This is a genomic window from Pelagerythrobacter marensis (genome assembly GCF_036700095.1).
Lineage (GTDB): Bacteria > Pseudomonadota > Alphaproteobacteria > Sphingomonadales > Sphingomonadaceae > Pelagerythrobacter > Pelagerythrobacter marensis_A.
Genome location: NZ_CP144918.1, coordinates 21738 through 42503, shown reverse-complemented (window position 1 = coordinate 42503; position 20766 = coordinate 21738). Strand labels below are relative to the sequence as shown.

The window sequence follows — 20766 nt, the reverse complement described above, 5'->3', positions numbered from 1 at the left end:
GCCTACTCCGTGATCGTGAAGGTGACCGGCGTGCTCGCCTTCGCACCGGAGGAGGGGGCGATCCAGAGCTGGAACTCGCCCGGTTCCCACCCATGGCTCATATCGGCGCGGGTGAAGGCGAGATCCCGGGGCCGCAGCGTGAAGCTGACCGTGCGCGCCTCGCCCGGCCGGAGCATGATCTTGTCGAAACCTTTCAGCTCCTGCACCGGACGGGTCACCGAACCGACGAGGTCGCGGACGTAGAGCTGCACGACCTCCTCGCCCGCACGATCGCCCGTGTTGGTGATCGTCGCGCTCGCGGTGATCGATCCGTCCGGCCCCATGGCGGCGGCGGAGAGCGTCACCGGCGAATAGGCGAAGGTCGTGTAGCTGAGGCCGTAGCCGAAGCGGTAAAGCGGATCGTTCGGTGTGTTGAGATAGCGCGAGACGTATTTCGCGCCGGGCTCCCCCAACTCGATCGGACGGCCGGTGTTCTTCATGTCGTAATGGATCGGCACCTGGCCGACGTTGCGCGGGAAGGTGACCGGCAGCTTGCCCGAGGGGTTGTAGTCGCCGAACAGGACGTCGGCGATGGCATGGCCGCCCTGGGTGCCGGGATACCAGGCATGGAGGATGGCCGGAACGTTCTCGTCGGCCCAGGCGATCGAATTGGGGCGCCCGCTCAGCAGCACCAGCACGACCGGCTTGCCGGTGGCGACGAGCGCTTCGAGCAGGGCCTGCTGATTGCCCGGCAGGTCCAGCGAAGTGCGGCTGGCCGCCTCGCCGGTCATGTCCCACTTTTCGCCCATTGCAGCGACGATGACGTCGGACTTCCTTGCCAGGGCCAGCGCTTCGGCAAAGCCGTCGGTCTTGCCCGCGTCGGCGAACTCGTAGCTCGCGCCCTTTGCATATTCGACGCTTACGCCGTCGCCCGCGCGCGCGGCTATTCCTTCCAGCACGGTCACCGGCCGCGTCTGCCGGTCGCCGCCGGCGGCCCAGCTGCCGATCATGTCGGCCTTGCTGTCGCCCAGCGGCCCGATCACTGCGATCCGGCCGGCGTCCGCGGCAAGCGGGAGAGCCTCGCCCTCGTTCTTGAGCAGGACCATCGACTTGCGCGCCACGTCCCGCGCAGCCTCGAGAAACTCGGGCTTGTACAGCGTGGCCTTTTCCCGTTCCTCGTCGGCATAGCGATAGGGGTCCTCGAACAGGCCCAGGCGATACTTCATTTCGAGCACGCGGCGCACGGCCCGGTCGATGCGCGCCATGTCGACGCGGCCTTCCTCGACCGATTTCGCCAGGTTCTCCATGTACACCGCGCCCTGCATGTCCATGTCGACACCGGCATTGATCGCCTGCTCGCCGGCATGGGCGAGGTCTTTGGAATAGCCGTGAGGGACCATCTCGTTGATCGAGGTGTAATCGGTTACCACGAATCCGTCGAAGCCCCATTCGTGGCGCAGAATGTCGGTCAGCAGGTGCTTGCTCCCGCTGGCGGGGACGCCGTCGTATTCGTTGAACGAAGTCATGAAAGTCGCCACGCCCTCGTCGACCGCCGCCTTGAACGGCGGGAGGTAGACATCGCGCAGGGTCCGTTCGGAGATGTCGACCGTGTGATAGTCGCGGCCCGCCTGTGCGGCGCCATAGGCGGCAAAGTGCTTGGCGGTGGCGAGCACGGTGTCGACCGCGCCCAGGTCGTCGCCCTGGTATCCCCGCACGCGCGCGCGAGCGATCTCGCTGCCGAGGAACACGTCTTCGCCCGCGCCCTCGGAAATGCGGCCCCAGCGCGCGTCGCGCGCGATGTCGACCATCGGTGAGAAGGTCCACTGAATGCCCTCCGCGGTCGCTTCCAGCGCCGAGATGCGCGCCGATTTCTCGATCGCTTCGAGATCCCAGCTCGCGGCCTCGCCGAGCGAGATGGGAAAGATCGTGCGGTGGCCGTGAATGACATCGTAACCGAACAGCAGGGGAATTTTCAGGCGCGTGCCGTCGACCGCCATCTGTTGCAGCTCGCGCGTGTACTTGGCGGTGTAGGCGTTGAAGATCGCGCCCACGCGGCCCGCGGCGATATCCTGCTTGTATCCCTCGCGCATCGTCGGGCCGGTCGATTCCCAGTCGCTGGTGAGGAGGGTGAGCTGGCCGATCTTCTCCTGCAGGGTCATCTGCGCCATCAGGTCGTCGATGAAGGCGTCCATCGCCGGGTCCTGCCGCGCCCAGGCGGGCTGTGCCGGGGCGTCCGCCGCCGGCGTCGCCGATGCGGCCGGCTGCGGCGCCGGGGCGGAAGCATGGGTGGCCGTCGCGAAGCCGGCGAGAGCGAGGGCGGCGACGCCGGTTAGCAGGACATTGGCGGACTTGATCATGTTTCTCTCCCTGCGTCCGCCCGCGGTGCCGCGGGCCGGGCTGTGAATACCTATGCCGGATTCGGCGATGTGGTGAAGGCTATACAGGCCATATGAAACCGGTTACAAGACCCTAGATCGACGTGATTCGGCGGTTGGGCGCAAGGCCTGCCGTCACGCAGGCAGTTGTCGGATCGTCCAGAAGGGCGGCCGATCGTGGGGAGGAAACCATGACCATGATCCAGTCTCGCAATCTATCCATCGAATCGCGCCTGGCGCGCAGGCTTGCGGCCGCGCTTGCGGTAAGCGTCGCGGGCGGGGCGATGTCCGCCGCGCTGGTCGCACCCGCTCACGCGCAGGAATCGACCGCCTCGCTCCGCGGCCGGATCACCGGTGCAGAAGGTATCAGCCAGGTCGTTGCGGTCGAGGTGAACACCGGCGTGCGCCGTACTGTCGCCGCCAATGCCGCCGGCAACTACAACTTCGCATCGCTGCGCCCCGGCACCTACCGCCTGGAAGTCACCACCGCCGACGGGATTCGTACGACGGAGGCGTTCACTCTGCGCGTGGCGCAGAACGCCGTGCTCGATTTCGATCTCGGGCCGCAAGCTGTCGGCAGCGCCGATCCGGCAGCGGAAGCGCCCGCGGGCGGGGGCGAGATCCTGGTCGTCGCCAACCGTATCCGCACGATGGAAGGTGGCGAGGTGGGAGCCAACATCTCGCTCCGCCAGATCGAAACCCTGCCCCAGAACAACCGCAATTTCCTCGCCTTCGCCGATCTTGCCCCGGGTGTGCAGTTCATTACCGGCGCGAACGGCCAGTCGCGCCTGCAGGGCGGCGCGCAGGACAGCCGGACGGTCAACGTCTTCATCGATGGCGTCGGGCAGAAGGACTATGTCCTGAAGAACGGCATTACCGGGCAGGATTCGACCCAGGGCAATCCTTTCCCGCAGATGGCGATCGGCGAGTACCGCGTGATTTCGTCGAACTACAAGGCGGAGTTCGACCAGGTCAGCTCGGTCGCGATCACCGCCGTCACCCGCTCGGGCACCAACGAGTTCCACGGGCAGGGCTTCATCGACTATACCGACCAGAGCTTGCGCGCGGCCACGCCGCTGGAGCTATACGGCGACAATCCCGGCAAAGTGGAAACCAAGGATTTCCAGTTCGGCGGTGCGCTGGGCGGCCCGATCATCAAGGACATGATGCACTTCTTCGTCACGTACGAAGGAAAGCGTCAGGAGCGTCCGGTCGAGATCACGCCCGGTCTCGGCCTGCCCGTCTCGTTCTTCCCGGCCGAATACCAGGGCGAGTTCGGTCCGACCAACTCGACTTTCAACGAAGACCTCTATTTCGGGAAGATCGACTTCGTCCCCAGCAACAGCGACTTGTTCGAGATTTCGGCCAAGTACCGCGACGAAAGCGGCGAGTTCCTGAGCAACGGGATCAACGCGCGCTCGACCATCAGCTCGCAGGATGTCGAGGAACTTCGCGTAACAGGGCGGTGGGAACACACCGCCGACAACTGGATCAACGATTTCAAGGTCACTTACGAAGACGTCAAATGGGCGCCGACTCCGGTCGAATTTTCGAACGCCTCGCTCTTCGCCTATGCCGGGCCGTCGCCGACCAACCCGCAACCGGGCGTGATCGTGCGCGACAACCTGCTGCGCATCGGCGGTGGCGGCAATTACCAGAACAAGGGGCAGAAGGGCTGGGCGATCCAGAACGACTTCACCTGGATCGGGTTCGAAGGCCATACGATCAAGGCTGGCGTGAAAAGCAAGTGGGTCGAGTTGAACACGCTGCAGCTCAACAACTTCAACCCGGTCTATACCTACAACGTCGCTCACAATCCCGGTGGCGGCACGTTCAACGACACGATTCCCTATCGCGTGCAGTTCGGCGCCCAGACCGGCACCGGCAGCCCGATCGTGAATTCCAAGAACTGGCAGTTCGGCGTCTATATCCAGGACGATTGGGAAGTGACCGACCGGCTTACGCTGAACCTGGGCGTGCGCTGGGATTACGAGGAAACCCCCGCCTTCCTCGACTTCGTCCATCCGCAGGACGCGGTCGACGCGGTTTCGCCCGAGAACTATCCGAACCTTGCCAACGCCAATTACGACATCAACGACTACATCTCGACCGGGACCGAGCGCGAGCCGTTCATGGGCGCGATCCAGCCGCGCGTCGGGTTCACATACGAACTCGACGACGATGGCCGCTTCGCCGTGTTCGGCGGCTATGGCCGGTCCTACGATCGCAACCAGTTCGATTTCCTCCAGCAGGAAATCAGTGTCGGATCGTACACCACGCGCACGTTCAACTTCATCACCGGCGATCCCAACAACACCTGCGATCCCAGCCCGACCTGCGTTCCCTGGGATCCGATCTACCTGACCGAAGAGGGGCGTCAGCAGTTGCTGGCCGGTGCCGGCGCGGGCGGTGGCCGCGAGCTGCGGTTTATCGATAACGACCTGAAGATGCCCTATTCGGATCAGTTCAGCCTCGGCCTTCGCGGGCGTCTGACGTCGAATTTCGATGCCGAGATCGGTTTCAGCCATATCGAGAGCAGGGACGGGTTCGCCTATCTGCTGGGCAACCGACGGCCCGACGGGTCGTTCTTCGAACCGGCACCCGCGGTGCCCAATTCGCCGTGGGGCTTTTCGCCTTCGGGATATGGCTCGATCATCATCGGCACCAACGGCCTCGAGACGAGTGCCGATTCGGCCTATCTCAAGCTGAACAAGAGCTACTCGGTCGGCTCGCCCTGGAGCCTTTCGGCCACCTACACCTATACGGAAGCGGAGGAGAATCGGAAGTTCGGCGAGTATTTCTCGCTCGATTTCCCCTCGCTCGACGATTACCCGATCGTGCGTTCGAGCGGTGTGCGCAAGCACCGGCTGGTGATGACCGGGTCGGTCGACCTGCCGATCGGCATGGTCCTGTCGGGCAAGTTCCAGATCGCTTCGCCCCCCTATCTCAACCGGCTTGTTTCGACCGGCGGCCCGAACCCTTCGCGCGACGTGATTTCGAACGAAGCGAACGGCAACGGCGATCGCTGGGGCTTCCGCCAGATGGATCTGGCAGTGACCAAGTACCTCTCGCTGCCGTTCATCACCGACGACACGCGCATCTGGGTCCGGGCAGACGTGATCAACCTGTTCAACGATCGCAACTATGTCGATTACAACAACGATCCCAGCTCGCCCGACTACCTGAGCATTTCCGGGCTGGGCGTGGGCGGCAACCCGCCGCGTACGGTAAAGCTGTCGGCCGGCTTCGAATTCTGACCGGTCACGATCGGGCGCCTGGCCACTCTATCCCCCCTCCTCCCTCGGGGTGGTCAGGCGTCCCTTGCCCTGGGAGCCAAGATGCCTGTTCGTTTCGCCAAGTTCGCTCTGCCACTGTTGGCGCTGACCGCGTGCACGGCCGGGTCGGTGCCGCCTTCGCCCTCCGCCGCATCCCACTCCGCCGCGGCGCAGGCCGAATTTGCGGAAGACCTGTCGCAGCGCACGTTCCGCTATTTCTGGGAAACGACCGATACCCGGCGCTGCCTCGCGCCCGATCGCTGGCCGAGCAATCCCTTCTCCTCGATCGCGGCGACCGGTTTCGCGCTGACGGCTTACGGCATCGGCGCCGAGCGGGGCTATGTCTCGCGGGAGGCGGCGGCGCAGCGCACGCGCGACTGCCTGGAATTCTACTGGAATGCTCCGCAGGGACCGGACGTCTCGGGCACCAGTGGGCACAAGGGCTTCTTCTACCACTTCCTGACCAATGACGACGGCACGCGCCGTGGCAAGACGGAGCTGTCCACGGTCGACACCTCCCTCCTGCTCGGCGGAGTGTTGTTCGCGCAAAGCTATTTCGACAGGGACGATGCGGTGGAGGCCGAGATCCGCGATCTGGCCGAAAAGATCTATCGCCGGGTGGACTGGACGTTCGTTCAGCGGGAGAACAGCACCATCCCCTCTGCCAACGGCGGCAGCGGCAAGGCGATCGCCATGGGCTGGTATCCCGAGAGGGGCGAGGGGGGCGACTTCGGAACCCACGACTGGGTCGGCTACAACGAAGCGATGCTGGTCTATATCCTCGCCGCCGGATCGCCGACGCATCCGATCGACAAGGATGCCTGGGACACCGGCTGGGCCGCCAACCTGGAGAAGGACTGGGGTAGCTATTACGGTTACGAGCACCTTCAGTTCGAGCCGCTGTTCGGCCATCAGTACAGCCATGTCTGGGTCGATTTCCGCGGCATTCGCGACGAGTTCATGCGGGCCAAGGGGATCGACTATTTCGAGAACAGCCGCCGCGCGACCTTGAGCCAGCGAGCCTATGGCGCCGACAACCCGAACGACTGGGTCGGCTATTCGGGCGATATCTGGGGCTGGACGGCATCGGATGGACCGACCGCCGCGGCCAACGGCCGCGAAGTGAACGGCAAGCCGCGCGAATTCATGGGCTACTCGGCCCGCGGCGTCAGTGCGGAGCGGGTGGTGGACGACGGCACTGTCGTGCCCACGGCCGCCGGCGGATCGATCGCGTTCGCGCCCGAAGTGACGATCCCGGCGTTGATGAACATGCGCGAAGCCTATGGCGAGGCGCTCTATACCCGCTACGGGTTCAAGGATGCATTCAATCCCAGCTACACATTCGTCGATGCGGGCAGCCCGAGCGGTACCGTCGACCCGGAACTCGGGTGGATTGCCCGCGACCACCTGGGCATCGACCAGGGGCCGATCCTTGCGATGCTGGAAAATCACCGCAGCGGGCTGGTCTGGCGCACGATGCGCAAGAACCCGCACATCCGCCGCGGGCTGAAACGTCTGGGCTTTGCCGGCGGCTGGCTGGACCAGGCGGCAGATTAGAGTCGCTATTCAGCATGGCTGAAGCGGCACCGCCCGCACCCCTACCCGGCCACCGGCACGGTGAGCAGGCAGATGGGGAGCCGCATCAGCGCTCTTTTTCCAGATCGACGACGACCGGGTAGTGGTCCGAAGGCAGGCGCCCGCCCCAGTGCTGCGTGACGACGGCATGGGCGCTGATCGTGAAATCGGGCGTTGCGAAAACGTGGTCGATCGGCGCTTCGGATGCGGCTGCGATATCGAAACCCGTAAACGTGCCGGGCGGGCCATATGGCGGCGAGCGGCTGGCACTGCGCGTATCGACCAGCCCGCTGCGTGCCGTATCGGCGAGAATGCGATAAGGCGCGCTGCCGGGCTCCGCGTTGAAATCGCCCATCACGACAGCCGGCGTGCCGCTGTCGCTCGCGACCCATTCGGCAATCGTCCGCGCCGCTTCCGCACGGGCGCGGGAGCCGACATGATCGAAATGCGTGTTGAGCGCGCGTATCGTCTCGCCGCTGCGCCGGTCGCGCAGGACCGCCCAGGTCGCGATGCGGGGAAGGGCGGCATCCCAACCTTTGCTGCCGGCCACGTCGGGCGTCGGAGAGAGCCAGAAAGTGCCCGAGCGCAGAACGTCGAACCGGTCGTTTCGCCACGCCAGGGGCGAGAACTCGCCGGCCTGCGCGCCGTCGTCGCGCCCGACACCGACGAAAGCGTATCTGGGCAGGGCCTCCTCCAGATAGCGTTTCTGGTGAAACAGAACCTCCTGCATGCCGAGCAGGTCCGGCGCTTCGCGGCGGATCAGCGCGGCCACCATCTCCTTGCGATGCGGCCAGGCGTCGGGGCCGTCGGAATCGGTGTCGAGCCGGATGTTGAAAGTCATCGCCCGGATCGGCGCTGCGGCTGTTTCACCCTCCTTCAGGTGAGCACAGGCGCCGACCAGCAGGGCACCGAGCAGGACCGACAGAAGGCCAGGCCGAACAAGCAGGCGTTTCATGCGATTTCCCGGTCGATTGCGGTGCCGTTGCTTTCGATGATCCGGCGATAGAGCCGGGCCGAATGCTTGGGCGTGCGTTCCAGCGTTTCGTAATCGACGTGGACGATCCCGAAGCGCTTGGCATAACCCAGCGCCCATTCGAGATTGTCGAACAGCGACCAGACCATGTAGCCGCGGATGTCGACGCCCGCGGCGATTGCGTCGCGCACGGCGGCGATATGATCGGCCAGATAGCGGCAGCGGTCGTCGTCGACGATCGGCGCGCCGGTGCTGTTCGCCGGATCGGAAAACGCCGCGCCGTTCTCCATGATATAGAGCGGGATGTCGCCGTAGCGTTCGCGAAACCACAGCAGAGTGCGGGTCATCGCCTCGGGGAAGACTTCCCAGTCGGTTTCGGTATGCGGCGCCCCTTCCTGCACCACGCGTTCGGCGTAGAGCGGCCAGGCGCTGTCCGATGCGCGCACGACACTGCGGGTGTAATAGTTTATGCCCACGAAATCGACCGGCTGGCAGGCGAGTGCCAGGTCTTCCTCCGGCCAGTCCTCCCATGCCTCGCCGTAGACTTCGCGCAGTTCCGCCGGACAGGTGCCCAGCAGCGCGGGATCGGCATACTGCCGGTTCATGTAGGCATCGGCGCGCGCAGTGGCGGCGAGATCCTCTGCGCTGTTGCTGGCCGCATATTTGGGCTCGATATTGAACACCACGCCGACCTCGTGCCGTCCCAGAGCGCGATAGGCCTGCACTGCGCGGCCGTGCGCGCGCATCAGGTTGCGGCTGGCAATCGCACATTCGAAGATGCTGCGGTGGCCGGGGGCGAGCACGCCGTTGAGGTATCCGCCATCGGCGACCACCCACGGTTCGTTGAGCGTGGCCCAGCGGGTCACTTTGCCGTCGAGCGCGCGGTACATGACCGCGGCATATTCGGCGAACCATTCGGCGCTGTCGCGATTGAGCCAGCCGCCCCGGTCGTCCAGCGCGGCCGGCAGGTCCCAGTGATAGAGCGTCGGCAGCGGAACGATTTCCGCCTCCAGCAGGCGATCGACCAGGCGGCGGTAGAAATCGAGCCCCGCCTGGTTCACCCGTCCGGTGCCGTCGGGCAGCACCCGGCTCCACGAGATGCTGAAGCGATAGGCCTGCAGGCCCAGCCGTTTCATCAGATCGACGTCGCTTTCCATGCGGTTGTAGTGGTCGCAGGCGACGTCGCCGGTGTCGCCGCTGGCGATCATCAGGCGCGGGTCGTGGGTGAAGCGATGCCAGATGCTGGCGCCGGCCCCGTCGGCCAGCGGCGACCCTTCCACCTGGTAGGCGGCGGTCGCCGCGCCCCACAGGAACCCTTCGGGAAACGCGCCGCTCATTGTGCGTCCCCTTCGATCCGATGCGACAGGAGCCACAGGTACAGCGCCGGATCGTCGTAGGCCGGATCCCAGGCATTATGGCCCAGGTCGGGGTAGATCGTCAGCCGGCTCTTGCGCCCGCCGCAGGCCCTGATGGCCCGCGCCATGGCGAAGCTGCCTTCCGGCGTCACGACATCGTCCCGGTCGCCGTGGAACGCCCAGATCGGGATGTCCGTCAGGGCGCAGGCCTTGTCGGGATCGCCGCGCCCCGCGACCGGAGCGACGGCCGCGAACCGTCCCGGCTCGGCCGCCGCCCAGCGCCAGGACGCATGGCCGCCGCGACTGAGGCCGGTCAGATAGATCCGCGCAGAATCGACCGGCAGCGTAGCCAGCGCATGATCCAGCAGGGCGTCCAGCTTGGCGAGATCCCAGTCCTCCTCCGCCGGGAGCTGCGGGGAAAGGAGGATGAAGGGGAAGGACGGATCGCGATCGGCGACCTTGGGCGGGCCGTGGACTTTCACTTTCGCGATATCGCTCCCGCGTTCGCCCGATCCATGGAGGAAGATCATCAGCGGCCAGCGCTCCTCGCCCGGCGCCGCGCGTGCCGCCCCCGGGGGAAGGTGGAGCTGATAATCGTAGCCGTCCGCCGCGACCGGAGGTTGCGGACGTTGTCCATCCTCCAGCGGCGCGGGTGCAGCGTGCAGCGAACCGAGGCCGGTACACGCGGCCAGCATGAAGGCGAGGGCGAGGGGGAACAGTCGTTTCATCGTCATCCTTTGACACTTCCGGCGAGCAGGCCGCCGATGAACTGCCGCTGCAGCGCCAGGAACAGGATCAGCACCGGCACAGTGGTGACCACCGAGCCGGCCATCATCAGCTCGATATCCTGCGCGCGTTCGCGACCCAGCGCGGCGAGGGCGACGGGCAGGGTGTAGAGATCGTGGTCGGACAGAACGATCAGCGGCCACAGGAAGTCGTTCCAGCTGCCGAGAAACACGAACAGCGCCAGCGTCGCGACGGCGGGCCGCATGATCGGCAGGACGATGTGGCGGAAGATGCGCCATTCGCTCGCGCCGTCGATCCGGGCCGCCTCGATCAGGTCGAGCGGGATCGACAGCGCATATTGCCGCACCAGGAATATTCCGACGATCCCGGCCAGCCAGGGCACCAGCACACCCGCGTAGGAATTGACCAGCCCCAGCGCCTTCAGCTCCAGAAACAGGGGCAGCATCCCGATCTGGCCCGGTATCAGCAACAGCGCGAGCAGGGCCCGCACGGTCGCGTCGCGGCCGGAATAGCGCAGCCGCGCGAAGGCATATCCGGCCGGCAAGGTGAAGACGAGCGCGAGCATGGTGGCAAGGGTCGAGACCAGAAGGCTGTTGAGCAGGAACAGCCCCATGCCCTGGCTGGCGAACAGCTCGCGGTAATTGGCCAGCGTGGGGTCGCCGGGAACCAGCGGCGGCGGGAACTGCCCCGCCTCCCCCGGCTGCATCAGGCTGACAGAAATCATCCACAGCAGCGGCACCAGCGTGATTGCGGCGAACATGGCGACCAGCGCGGTCATGGCGATGCGCGCGCTCATGCGCTGCGCCCGCGATAGATCCGCAGCGCCAGCGCCGGGGCCAGGGCCGCGGCAAGGATGCAGACGAAAAGCACGACCGCCACGGCCGCGCCGATGCCCAGGTTCCACCACTGGAAGCCCTGGTCGAACATCAGGTACAGCACGGTGATCGTCGATTGGGCGGGCCCGCCCTCGGTCATCACATAAGGCTCTGCGAACAGCTGGAACATGGCGATGACCGCGAGCACCGCGACCAGCCCGGCGGCGGGCGCGATCGCCGGCAGAGTGACGTGTCGCAGGCGCGACCACCATCCCGCCCCGTCGATTCGCGCCGCCTCGTCCAGCTCGCGCGGGACGGTTTGCAGGGCGGCCAGGAAGATCAGCATCGAATAGCCGAAGCTCTTCCAGACGACGAACAGGGTGATCGCGGGGATTGCCCAGCGCGGATCGCCCAGCCAGTCGACCGGCGGCAGGCCGATCGTACCCAAGGCATGGTTGAGCAGGCCGTAGCGGGCATGGAGAAGATACTTCCAGACCACAGCGGCCGCGACCAGCGTAGTGACATAGGGTGCGAAGAACACTGCTCGCCAGGCGGGACGCCAGGCGACTATCCGCTCGTTCACCAGGATCGCGGCGAAGAGGGCGACCACGACGACCAGCGGCACGCCCAGCGCGACGAACCACAGCGTATTGCCCAGCGCCGTCCAGAACAGGGGATCGGAAAGCAGCGCCGAATAGTTGGCGAGGCCGACGAACCGCAAGTTGCCGATGTCGGCCAAGGCATAGATGTCGAAATCGGTCAGGCTCAGCGCCAGCGAGGCGATCGTCGGCAGGACGAAGAACAGGCCGATGGCGATCAGTGCAGGCGCGCTGAAAAGCCAGCCTGCGCGCCGTTCCGCCCGGCTTGCCGCGCCGTTCATGCCGCCGTGTCCCGTGCGACCATCCACCGCCGCTTGGCCAGGATGCGATCGACCCGCGCATCCATCTCCCGCGCTGCGCCGCGCACTGTGAATTCGCCGCGGACCATGCGGTCGGCGACGACCTGCATTTCGGTCACGACCCGTTCCCATTCGGGGACTTTGGGCAGTGGGCGCGCCCGTTCGAGCTGGCGGGCGAAGGGGGCGACCACGGGGTCTTGCGCCAGTTTGCCCCGGGTCCAGGCCGACCGCATGGCGGGCAGGTCGCCGGTCGCGTGGTGGAGGGCGAGCTGCGCGTCGGGGCGCAGCAGCCGGCGCACGGCATTCCAGGCTTCGCGCTTGCGCTCTCCGCCCGCAAAGACGACGAGGCTGGACCCGCCCGGTGCGGCAGCCCCGACCCCGTCCGGGCCGGGGTTTGGCGCTGTCGCCCACTTGCCCTGCATCGCAGGCGGCAGGCGTTCGCGCATTTCGCCGATCATCCACGGCCCCGAAGGATAGACTGCGAACCAGCCGCGCGCGAATTCCGCCCAGCGATTGGCGATCTGCGCGCCGGTAACGACCGGCGCCAGCCCCTCGTCGAACAGCGACTTGTAGAAGCCGAGCGCCTCCACGAATTCGGGGGCGCCGAAGGCGCCGCGCGTGCCCTCGTCGCGCAGGAAATCCGCCCCGGCGGAAAGCGCCAGGGTCTGCAAGTGCTCGAACTCGTCGAGCGGCAGGAGCACGCCGAACGTCTGGCCGTCGCCCTGCGATCGAACGCGGGCCAAGGCCCGCTTCCATTCGTGCCATTCGAGCGGCGCGGCGGCATATCCGGCGCGCGCGAACAAGTCGCTGCGATAGAACTGGACCCGGGTATCGACGTACCACGGCAACGCGATCAGGCGGCCGGCAATGCGATTGCTTTCGATCACTGCCGGAAAGGGGTCGGTGTCCGCTGCGACATCGGCGGGGACGGGGGCCAGCGCACCGATCGCGTCGAGTTCGCCCAGCCAGCTGTTGCCCACTTGCGCGAGATCGGGCAACGCGTCGCCGACGAAGCCCGTCAGCAGTTTCTGGTGTGCGCCCGACCAGGGCAGCGGCTGGACTTTGACAGCCGCCAGATCGTGCCGGTTCAAAAGGCCGGGCAAAGCGGCGGCCTCGTTCCCGATAGCCCAGAATGTCAGCCGATCGGACCGGGCGCAGCCGCCAAGCGCCAGCGCCGCCGAACCGGCCAGCGTCGATGCGAGCAGACGGCGACGCGACAGACCTGGCCCCATCAGCCGCTTCCGGTTGGCGTTCTTGCTTTGCTCGCGTCGGGGCCGAGCGTCGATTCACGGTCGGCCAGGGTGGGCGAAAGGACCACCCCGTGCGCCATCCCCAGCGGTTCGCCGCGCAGCATGCGCAGCAGCAGCATTGCGGCGGTGGAACCGAGCTGCGCCATGTTCGACTGCATCGTGGTCAGCCGGGGGGTAATGTGGCGGGCGAGCGGGATATCGTCGAATCCTGCCACCAGCGTCTGCCGACCGATGGCCACACCGGCTTCGTCGAGCACCGAGATCAGGCCGACCGCCATCACGTCGTTCGCGGCGAACACGGCATCGGCGGGGACTTGCCCGGCGAGCAGAAGGCGCGCGGCCTCGCGCCCTGCGCTTTCGGAGAAATCGCCGGGAAGCACAACAGGTTGCGTTTCGCCTGCCTTTTCGCGCATCGCATCGGTGAACCCGCGCAAGCGCTCGCGCGCGTCGCGATTGTGCTTGGGCCCGGCGATGTGGACGATCCGCTTGCGGCCACATGCGATCAGGTGCTCGGTTATCGTGCGCGCACCGCGATAGTTGTCGACCGCGACGAATGGCACGTCGCTCTCGCCGGCCTGGGCATTGAGCAGGACGGTCGGCATACCGGGGTCGAGATGGTCGGCGAGCAATTCGGCGGTGGAATCGGGCGGCATCAGCAGCAGCCCGTCCACCCGCCCCCGCATGGCGCGGATCGCGCTGGTCGTTTCGTGGGAACTGCCATGCATGTTGCCGAGCAGCAGGTGCTTGCCGGCGCCGTGCGCGATCATGTCGATCCCGCGGATGATTTCGGAAAAGAACTCGCCGAACAGGTCGGGCAGGATCACCCCGATGGTGTCGGTCTGGCGGATCGTCAGGCTGCGGGCCCCCGAGTGGGGCACGAAATTGAGCGCTTTCGCCGCGGCCTCGATCGCCTCGCGCGTTTCCTTGGTAACATTCGTCCGACCGTTGAGTGCGCGGGAAACCGTGGCGACCGATACGCCTGCTTCCCTCGCAACATCCCGAATCGTGACCATGTCTTCCCCTCCGAAGCCTATGTAACCGTTTTCACAAAATCGGCAATGGCGGGCGTTCCAGGGCCCGTCCGTCGGCACCGAAAAGTTGGATGTCGCCGGGCGCGGCGTGGAGCGCGATCGTGTCGCCCGGAACAAGGCCGGCCTTGCCGATCGCCCGCCATATCAGGGCATCGGTGCCCTGGCCCAGCCCGACCTGGCATTCGCCGCCGTACCATTCCACGTACTTTACCCGGCGAGATGCGAAGGCGATCCGCCCTTCGTCCGCAACTGCCGACAGCGCTTCCGGCCGAACGGCGACCACGACCTCCTGTCCGTCGGGCGGCGCGCACCGCAGGGGCGGCAGAAAGAGGCTCTCGCCGGAATGGGCGGTTGCGACCTGCGTACCGCGCTCGTCCGCATGGACGATATGGCCGGGCAGGGTGTTGATCGGCGGCTGGCCGAAGAAACGCGCTGCAAACAACGATGCCGGCCGGCGATAGATTTCCTCGGGCGTCGCGTCCTGCTCGATCTTCCCTTCGCGCATCAGCACGATGCGGTCGGCCAGCGCCATCGCCTCCGCCTGATCGTGTGTGACGTAGACGGTCGGCGCGCGCAGCCGGGCGTGTAATTCGGCGAATTCGCGGCGCATCTGCGCGCGGAGGTTGGCATCGAGATTGGACAGGGGCTCGTCGAACAGAAACAGGTCGGGCTCGCGCACGATGGCGCGCCCGATCGCCACCCGTTGCCGTTGCCCGCCCGAGAGTTCCGCCGGGCGCCGGTCCATCAGATCGGCAAGGCCGAGCAGCTCGCAGGCCTGTGTCACGCTGGCATCGACCGCGCTGCGCGACCATCCGGCCATGCGCAGCGGGAACGCGATGTTCTGCGCCACCGTCATCTGCGGATAGAGCGCATAGGACTGGAATACCATCGCCACTCCGCGCTCCCCCGGCGGAAGGCGATCTACCCGTCGGGAGCCTATGCGGATTTCGCCGCGATCCGGGTTTTCCAACCCGGCGATGAGACGCAGCAGGGTCGATTTCCCGCAGCCGGACGGGCCGACCAGGACCACGAACTCGCCATCCCCCACGGAAAGGTCGAAATCCTGGAACAGCGGGACTGTGCCGAAACTCTTGTCGATCCGGGATAAGGTTGCACCCGGCACGTCTCTCTCCCCTTCGCGGACGCCGCAGCGCCCGGCCCGGAGCCACATAGCGCCGTCCTCCGCGCGGCAGCAATCACTAGTTGTGGCCGCAGGGGCGTCAGCTCCGCTTGTGCACTGCCTCGAGAATTCGTGCGACCTGGCTCCGCAAGGTCGATGCCTGGCCTTCCAGCTCGGTGGCGGAACTGAGCACTTGCGATGCGGCGGCCCCGGTCGACAGCGCGGTTTCGCGGATCTTTTCGACGTTGGACCGTACTTCGCTCGTCCCCCGAGCGGTGAGATCGATATTCCGTGCCAGTTCCTGGCCGGCGACCGATTGCTGGTCCACCGCCGAAGCGATCGAGATCGCCGTCGATTCCAGTTGCTGAACCTGTTCGGCGACGACCTGGAGCGCGCTCACGCTGGCCCCGGTCGAATCCTGGATCGCCTGGATCTGCTGCGCCACCTGCTCGGTTGCGCGGCCGGTCTGGGCGGCCAGCTCCTTCACTTCCGACGCGACCACCGCGAAACCGCGCCCCGCTTCGCCGCCCCGGGCCGCCTCGATCGAAGCGTTGAGGGCCAGCAGGTTGGTGCGCTGCGCGATCGTCGAAATGAGGCCGACCACATGGCCGATTTCCTCTGCGGTCTTCGAAAGGGCGGAAATCGTATCGTTGGCGGTTTGCGTCGACCCGGTGGCTTCGCGGGCCAGCTCGGCCGACTGTGCCGCCTGGCGGCTGATTTCGCCGATCGACATCGCGAATTCGTCCGACGCGGCGGCAGCGGCCGTCACGCCCGAAGAGGCCTCTGCCATTGCCTGGGCCACCCGCGAAGTCTGTTCTGCACCCTTTTCGGCGGCGCTCGCCATCGAACTTGCCGTCGCCTTGAGCTGCACCGCGGCGGTGCCGACGCCGTTGACGACATGGCCGACATTGGTTTCGAACGAGCGCACCAGCGCCCGCATTTCCTCTTGCCGCCGCTCGCGCTCCACCCGGCGATTGGCGAACATCTCGTCCAGTTTGCGGCCCGACTTCACGAAGACTTCGAACGCACGCGCGATCTCGCCGATTTCGTCGCGCCGTTCCAGCCCGGCAATGGCGAAGTCGCGATGCCCCGCGGCCAGTGCGGTCATGTCTTTCGCCAGTTTGCGAAGCTGGTTCGAGGTGTCCTTCATGACGATGCCGATCGCACCGATGCCGGCGACGATCAGCATGGCCGTCACCGTCACGATCGGCCAGCGCAGCGATTCGGCAAAATCCCGATCGGTAGAACCGAGCCCGATCCAGGCCAGGGCCGCGAGCGCCGCCAGCGCGACGAGCGGCACGCCGCACAGAATCGTGAGCTTTCGTCCCAGCGACTGGTCGTTGAAGCGCCGTACGAGAACGGAACGCCCCGGCGAAACGGGCCGAGCCGTTTCGTCGAGAACGACCTGATCGATCTCCTCGCGCATTTCGTCGGGGACGATGATAGTGGTTTCGGCGTTCATGCTACTTTCCTTCCCGGCTGTTTCCGGGTGTCGTTGCCTGAAGGCGACTGGCCGAGATGCCGGGCGATGTCGCCGGAGGGCATGGGCGCGAAATAGAGCCAGCCCTGGAGATGGTCGCATCCTGCGCTGCGCACCATGGCGGCCTGATCCATGGTTTCCACGCCTTCGGCGGTGACCCGCATGGAGAGCGCGCGAGCCATCGAAATGCTCGACAGCATCATGGCGCGCGAGCTTTCGTCGCTCGCGGAATCGACCACCAGCGAACGATCGAGCTTGAGCTTCTCGAACCGGAATTGCCGCAGGAAGCCGATGGAGGCATAGCCGGTCCCGAAATCGTCGAGCACGACATCGACCCCGAGCCCGCGGACCAGATCGAGCGTCCGTTCGGCCACGATCGGATCGAGGACGAGGCAGGTTTCGGTTATCTCAAGCTCCAGCCGCTCCGCAGGAAAGCCCGTTTCTTCGAGCACTTGCCCGAGCTGAAACGGAAATTCCGGGTTGCGGAGCTGGGCGGCCGAAATATTGACCGACAGCTGAATGCCCCAGTCCAGCGCGTCGCTGCACGCTCGCCGGAGCACCCACAGGCCGATCGGATTGATGAGCCCCGATTCCTCCGCCACCGGCACGAAGACTTCCGGGCCTAGCTCGCTGCCGTCCGGCCTCGCCCAGCGGAGCAGCGCCTCGACGCCCACGATCTCGTGAGTCCGGGCATCGACGAGCGGCTGGTAGTGGACATGGAATTCGTCGTTCAGCAGCCCGGCGCGCAACTCGTTGTCCAGATCGCGCATGGCCTCCAGACTGTGGTCGAATTCGGGTTTGAACCAGGTGCAACGCATCTTGCCGTCGCGCTTGGACACATACATTGCCACATCGGCACGGCGCAGCAGCTCGGACGAATCGAGCGCTTCGCCGGAATTGCAGCGCGCCAGCCCGATACTGGCCCCGATCGGAATCTGCCTGCCTCCGACGCTGACGGGCTGGCTCAACCTTTCGAGGAAGCCGCGGCAGATTCCCTCCAGCAGCGTTCCCGCCAGCGGACCGATCATGCTGATCGCGAACTCGTCTCCGCCAAGGCGATAACCGACGGCATCGTTGCCGCACAAACGGCGCAGACTGGCGGCGACTTCCTTGATCAGATGATCGCCCATGCCATGACCGTAAAGATCGTTGATTGTCTTGAATCCGTCGAGATCGATAAGGGCGACGGCCATTTCCCGTCCGGAGCTGGCACCGGCGGTAACGTTCCGGTGCAGCGCGCGGCGGTTGGGCAGCTGGCTGAGGCTGTCGGTGATGCCCAGACGTTCGAGCCGCGCGACGTGTGCGAAGCCGAAGCGCAGCAGGAGCAGGACCGCAACGGCGTAAATCGCGCTGCCGGCGAAGATCAGGTGCGAGGTTCTGGCAAAACCGTAATCGTCGCCGAACAGCAGCGCCAGGCAGATGGCGGCATATATCGCGGTCAGAACTACCAGCGGCAGAATGACGAGCAGGCGCGGTGCAAAGCCGTGTTGTTCTGCCTCCAGTGTCACCGCTTGAGTCCCAACCCCTGTTCTTTCGTTCGATTTAGCTGCGCGGCACTAACGAACCGTTAAACGCTGGTTTACCTTGTCTGCCGTTCGACGCCGCCTGGTCAGCGCGGCGGTAAAGACCCTGCACGTCGGTGGCCGGCGCGAAAGCGTCGGTCCTGCCGGCGATGGTCTCGCCGGAACCGAGCATCAGCCAGCCGCCGTCGGACAGGCTGGACGCCACCCGGTCGAACGCCGTTCGCCGCGTCTCGTGATCGAAATAGAGCAGGACGTTGCGGCACAGGACGAGGTCGAACCGCTCAGGCCGCGTCTGTGCGTCGAGCACGTTGCCGTTGCGATAGCGGATCGGCTGCAAAAGGGCGGGATCGGCCTCCCACCCGTGCGGCGTTTCCCGAAAATGCCTGAGCATCTGCGCCACGCCCAGGCCGCGCTGAATCTCGAACTGGCTGTAACAGGCGCGCCGCGCAGCGGAGATCGCCTGGGCCGAAACGTCGGTGCCGAGAATGTCGATCGTCCACCCGCGCCAGATTTCCGGCTGTTCGGCAAACAGCATCGACAGCGACAGCGCCTCTTGCCCGGTCGAACAGCCGGCGGACCAGATCGACAGCCGGCGGGTGCCGGCGCGCCTTTGCGCGAGATCGGGCAGCACCGTTTCCGCCAGCTGCTGAAACAGCTGGCGATCGCGGAAGAAATAGGTTTCGTTGTTCAGCAGCGCTTCGACGACCCGCTGCGACAGCTCCTCCGAATCGGGGTTTGCGAGGAGGCAGACGAGGTGATCGACATTGGCAATGCCGTATTCGCGGAACAGCCCGGCGAGCGCGCTCTCGATCCGCCATTCCCGGCCGCTGGTGAGCTGCTGGCCGGTGCGCTGCATCAGCAGGTCGGCGATTATCCGGTGCGAGGCTTGCATCACAGCCATGCCGCGTCGCCTGCGTGCACAGCAATTCGCCGTGCGATCTTGTCCGGCGGCAGGACAGCGGATGCGAGCCCGCCTTCCACGACAGCGCGGGGCATGCCCCAGACCGACGAGCTTGCCTCGTCCTGGGCAATCACATTGCCCCCGGCCGCCACAAGCCGCCTGGCACCCGTTGCGCCGTCGCGCCCCATGCCCGATAGGACCACGCCCAGCGCTCCCGCACCGACCGTGTCGGCCATGCATTCGAACATCGGGTCGATCGAAGGCATGCAGCCGCTCGCAGCCTTGAAATCGCCGGTGTGCGCGATCAGGCGGTCGTTGTCGCGGCGAAGCAGCAGGTGGCCGTCGCCCGGGGCGATGAAAATGCCCCCCGGGCGCACGGCAGTCTCGCTTTCGACCACGCAGGCATTGCGAGAACTTGCCAGCTCCAGCTGGCGGGCGAAGACTTGCATGAAACTTGCCGGCAGGTGCTGCGTGACCAGGATCGGTGCTGCAAGCTGGCGCGGCAAGGCGCCCAGCAGCATGCAGAGCGCGTGGATGCCGCCGGTGGAAGCGCCGATGCCGACGATTTCCAGCGGCGCGGCACGATTGCGTCCGCGTAGCGCCGGGGGCGGGGGTGTCGCGTCATCGATCGCTCCTCGCCCGCGCCGGCCGAGCGCGCGAATGCGCTGCAGAAGCGCGAGGCGATAGGCTTCGTCGAATTCGCCGCTGCGCGGCTTGAGCATCGTATCGGCTGCGCCCGTCGACAATGCCGCCAGGGTGTGTTCGGCGCCCGCTTCGGTGAGCGACGAGACGACCAGGACCTGAATGCCAGGACATGCCGCAAGGATACGCGGCAGGGCGTGAAGCCCACCTATGCCCGGCATCTCGAGATCGAGCAGAACGACGTCGGCGGGCGTTTGCGCCAGGCCGGCCAGGGCGGTTTCGGCACTGCCGGTCTTGCCCACGATCACCATGTCGCGCTCGGCCGCGATGAGCTTTGAAAGCACGGTTCGCACGATCAGCGAATCGTCGACGATCATCACCCTGACTGGTGCGACGGGCGTTGCCGGCCCCCTGCCGGCAGAGGCCGCGACCGTGCTTTGCGCGTTCATCGCCCCTCAGACCATGCCGACGAGTTGCAGCTTGATCTGCAAGGTTTCGTGATCGAACGGTTTCATGACGTATTCGTCGGCTCCCGCACTGATCGCCTCGCGAATGTGGGCGACGTCGTTTTCGGTCGTGCAGAACACCACTTTCGGCGTGTCGCCGCCCGGCATTCGGCGGAGATGGCCGAGAAACTCGAGGCCGTTCATGACCGGCATGTTCCAGTCGAGCAGCACGAGATCGGGCATGGCCGCTTCGCACTGCGCGACCGCCGTCTGGCCGTTATCCGCCTCCTCCACCGCGAATCCCAGCGATTCGAGGATATGGCGCGAGACCTTTCGAATTACGCGAGAGTCGTCGACGATCAGGCAGGTTTTCATGGATGC

At 66.0% G+C, this 20766-nt stretch carries 16 protein-coding genes; 2 read left to right on the top strand and 14 right to left on the bottom strand.

What is annotated here, in order from left to right:
- Nucleotides 1–2 precede the first annotated feature (2 nt).
- On the bottom strand, nt 3–2336 hold the full coding sequence (gene bglX, locus V5F89_RS00175) for a beta-glucosidase BglX (RefSeq protein WP_338446255.1): 2334 nt from the start codon (nt 2334–2336) through the stop codon (nt 3–5).
- A 215-nt stretch (nt 2337–2551) separates the two neighbouring features.
- Here bglX and V5F89_RS00170 point away from each other — a divergent pair, with 215 nt between their 5' ends.
- Together V5F89_RS00170 and V5F89_RS00165 are read left to right on the top strand one after the other, a co-directional pair.
- The gene (locus V5F89_RS00170) at nt 2552–5611 is read left to right on the top strand and encodes a TonB-dependent receptor (protein WP_338446254.1); all 3060 of its coding nucleotides are present in this window, start codon (nt 2552–2554) and stop codon (nt 5609–5611) included.
- A gap of 81 nt (nt 5612–5692) precedes the next feature.
- A complete protein-coding gene (locus V5F89_RS00165) occupies nt 5693–7186 on the top strand; it encodes a glucoamylase family protein (protein WP_338446253.1) in 1494 nt (497 codons plus the stop codon).
- A gap of 85 nt (nt 7187–7271) precedes the next feature.
- On the opposite strand, the gene V5F89_RS00160 is transcribed toward V5F89_RS00165, so the two are convergent.
- From V5F89_RS00160 to V5F89_RS00100, 13 genes are all read right to left on the bottom strand, one after another.
- Nucleotides 7272–8159, bottom strand: a complete 888-nt coding sequence (locus V5F89_RS00160) for an endonuclease/exonuclease/phosphatase family protein (protein ID WP_338446252.1) — start codon at nt 8157–8159, stop codon at nt 7272–7274.
- Nucleotides 8156–9514, bottom strand: a complete 1359-nt coding sequence (locus V5F89_RS00155; RefSeq protein ID WP_338446251.1) for a GH1 family beta-glucosidase — start codon at nt 9512–9514, stop codon at nt 8156–8158. The genes V5F89_RS00160 and V5F89_RS00155 overlap by 4 nt, the downstream gene beginning before the upstream one ends.
- Complete coding sequence (locus V5F89_RS00150) at nt 9511–10260, bottom strand: dienelactone hydrolase family protein (protein ID WP_338446250.1); 750 nt, start codon at nt 10258–10260, stop codon at nt 9511–9513. Before V5F89_RS00150 ends, V5F89_RS00155 begins: the two co-directional genes overlap by 4 nt.
- 2 nt (nt 10261–10262) lie before the next feature.
- Nucleotides 10263–11075, bottom strand: coding sequence for a carbohydrate ABC transporter permease (locus tag V5F89_RS00145; protein ID WP_338446249.1), 813 nt, complete (start codon nt 11073–11075; stop codon nt 10263–10265).
- The gene (locus tag V5F89_RS00140) at nt 11072–11974 is read right to left on the bottom strand and encodes a sugar ABC transporter permease (RefSeq protein WP_338446248.1); all 903 of its coding nucleotides are present in this window, start codon (nt 11972–11974) and stop codon (nt 11072–11074) included. Before V5F89_RS00140 ends, V5F89_RS00145 begins: the two co-directional genes overlap by 4 nt.
- The gene (locus V5F89_RS00135) at nt 11971–13224 is read right to left on the bottom strand and encodes an extracellular solute-binding protein (RefSeq protein WP_338446247.1); all 1254 of its coding nucleotides are present in this window, start codon (nt 13222–13224) and stop codon (nt 11971–11973) included. The genes V5F89_RS00140 and V5F89_RS00135 overlap by 4 nt, the downstream gene beginning before the upstream one ends.
- Complete coding sequence (locus tag V5F89_RS00130) at nt 13224–14255, bottom strand: LacI family DNA-binding transcriptional regulator (protein WP_338446246.1); 1032 nt, start codon at nt 14253–14255, stop codon at nt 13224–13226. Before V5F89_RS00130 ends, V5F89_RS00135 begins: the two co-directional genes overlap by 1 nt.
- A gap of 31 nt (nt 14256–14286) precedes the next feature.
- Nucleotides 14287–15396, bottom strand: a complete 1110-nt coding sequence (locus V5F89_RS00125) for an ABC transporter ATP-binding protein (RefSeq protein ID WP_338446245.1) — start codon at nt 15394–15396, stop codon at nt 14287–14289.
- A 97-nt stretch (nt 15397–15493) separates the two neighbouring features.
- Entirely contained in the window at nt 15494–16855 is a 1362-nt protein-coding gene (locus V5F89_RS00120) for a methyl-accepting chemotaxis protein (RefSeq protein ID WP_338446244.1), read from the bottom strand.
- Nucleotides 16852–18381: a putative bifunctional diguanylate cyclase/phosphodiesterase gene (locus tag V5F89_RS00115; RefSeq protein WP_338446243.1), complete on the bottom strand. Its 1530-nt coding sequence runs from the start codon at nt 18379–18381 to the stop codon at nt 16852–16854. The genes V5F89_RS00120 and V5F89_RS00115 overlap by 4 nt, the downstream gene beginning before the upstream one ends.
- 34 nt (nt 18382–18415) lie before the next feature.
- Nucleotides 18416–19297 (bottom strand): protein-glutamate O-methyltransferase CheR, encoded by an 882-nt coding sequence (locus tag V5F89_RS00110; RefSeq protein WP_338446242.1) that lies wholly within the window; start codon nt 19295–19297, stop codon nt 18416–18418.
- Nucleotides 19288–20316 (bottom strand): chemotaxis-specific protein-glutamate methyltransferase CheB, encoded by a 1029-nt coding sequence (gene cheB / locus V5F89_RS00105; RefSeq protein WP_338446241.1) that lies wholly within the window; start codon nt 20314–20316, stop codon nt 19288–19290. The genes V5F89_RS00110 and cheB overlap by 10 nt, the downstream gene beginning before the upstream one ends.
- A gap of 78 nt (nt 20317–20394) precedes the next feature.
- Nucleotides 20395–20760, bottom strand: coding sequence for a response regulator (locus V5F89_RS00100; protein ID WP_338446240.1), 366 nt, complete (start codon nt 20758–20760; stop codon nt 20395–20397).
- Between the last annotated feature and the right edge of the window lie 6 nt (nt 20761–20766).

Coding starts and splice junctions, on each gene's coding strand:
- V5F89_RS00145 (WP_338446249.1), bottom strand. CDS start 11,075: ATGAGCGCGCGCATCGCCATGACCGCGCTGGTCGCCATGTTCGCCGCA.
- V5F89_RS00150 (WP_338446250.1), bottom strand. CDS start 10,260: ATGAAACGACTGTTCCCCCTCGCCCTCGCCTTCATGCTGGCCGCGTGT.
- V5F89_RS00120 (WP_338446244.1), bottom strand. CDS start 16,855: ATGAACGCCGAAACCACTATCATCGTCCCCGACGAAATGCGCGAGGAG.
- V5F89_RS00165 (WP_338446253.1), top strand. CDS start 5,693: ATGCCTGTTCGTTTCGCCAAGTTCGCTCTGCCACTGTTGGCGCTGACC.
- V5F89_RS00100 (WP_338446240.1), bottom strand. CDS start 20,760: ATGAAAACCTGCCTGATCGTCGACGACTCTCGCGTAATTCGAAAGGTC.
- V5F89_RS00155 (WP_338446251.1), bottom strand. CDS start 9,514: ATGAGCGGCGCGTTTCCCGAAGGGTTCCTGTGGGGCGCGGCGACCGCC.
- V5F89_RS00170 (WP_338446254.1), top strand. CDS start 2,552: ATGATCCAGTCTCGCAATCTATCCATCGAATCGCGCCTGGCGCGCAGG.
- cheB (WP_338446241.1), bottom strand. CDS start 20,316: ATGATCGTCGACGATTCGCTGATCGTGCGAACCGTGCTTTCAAAGCTC.
- V5F89_RS00160 (WP_338446252.1), bottom strand. CDS start 8,159: ATGAAACGCCTGCTTGTTCGGCCTGGCCTTCTGTCGGTCCTGCTCGGT.
- V5F89_RS00130 (WP_338446246.1), bottom strand. CDS start 14,255: ATGGTCACGATTCGGGATGTTGCGAGGGAAGCAGGCGTATCGGTCGCC.
- V5F89_RS00135 (WP_338446247.1), bottom strand. CDS start 13,224: ATGGGGCCAGGTCTGTCGCGTCGCCGTCTGCTCGCATCGACGCTGGCC.
- bglX (WP_338446255.1), bottom strand. CDS start 2,336: ATGATCAAGTCCGCCAATGTCCTGCTAACCGGCGTCGCCGCCCTCGCT.
- V5F89_RS00140 (WP_338446248.1), bottom strand. CDS start 11,974: ATGAACGGCGCGGCAAGCCGGGCGGAACGGCGCGCAGGCTGGCTTTTC.
- V5F89_RS00110 (WP_338446242.1), bottom strand. CDS start 19,297: ATGGCTGTGATGCAAGCCTCGCACCGGATAATCGCCGACCTGCTGATG.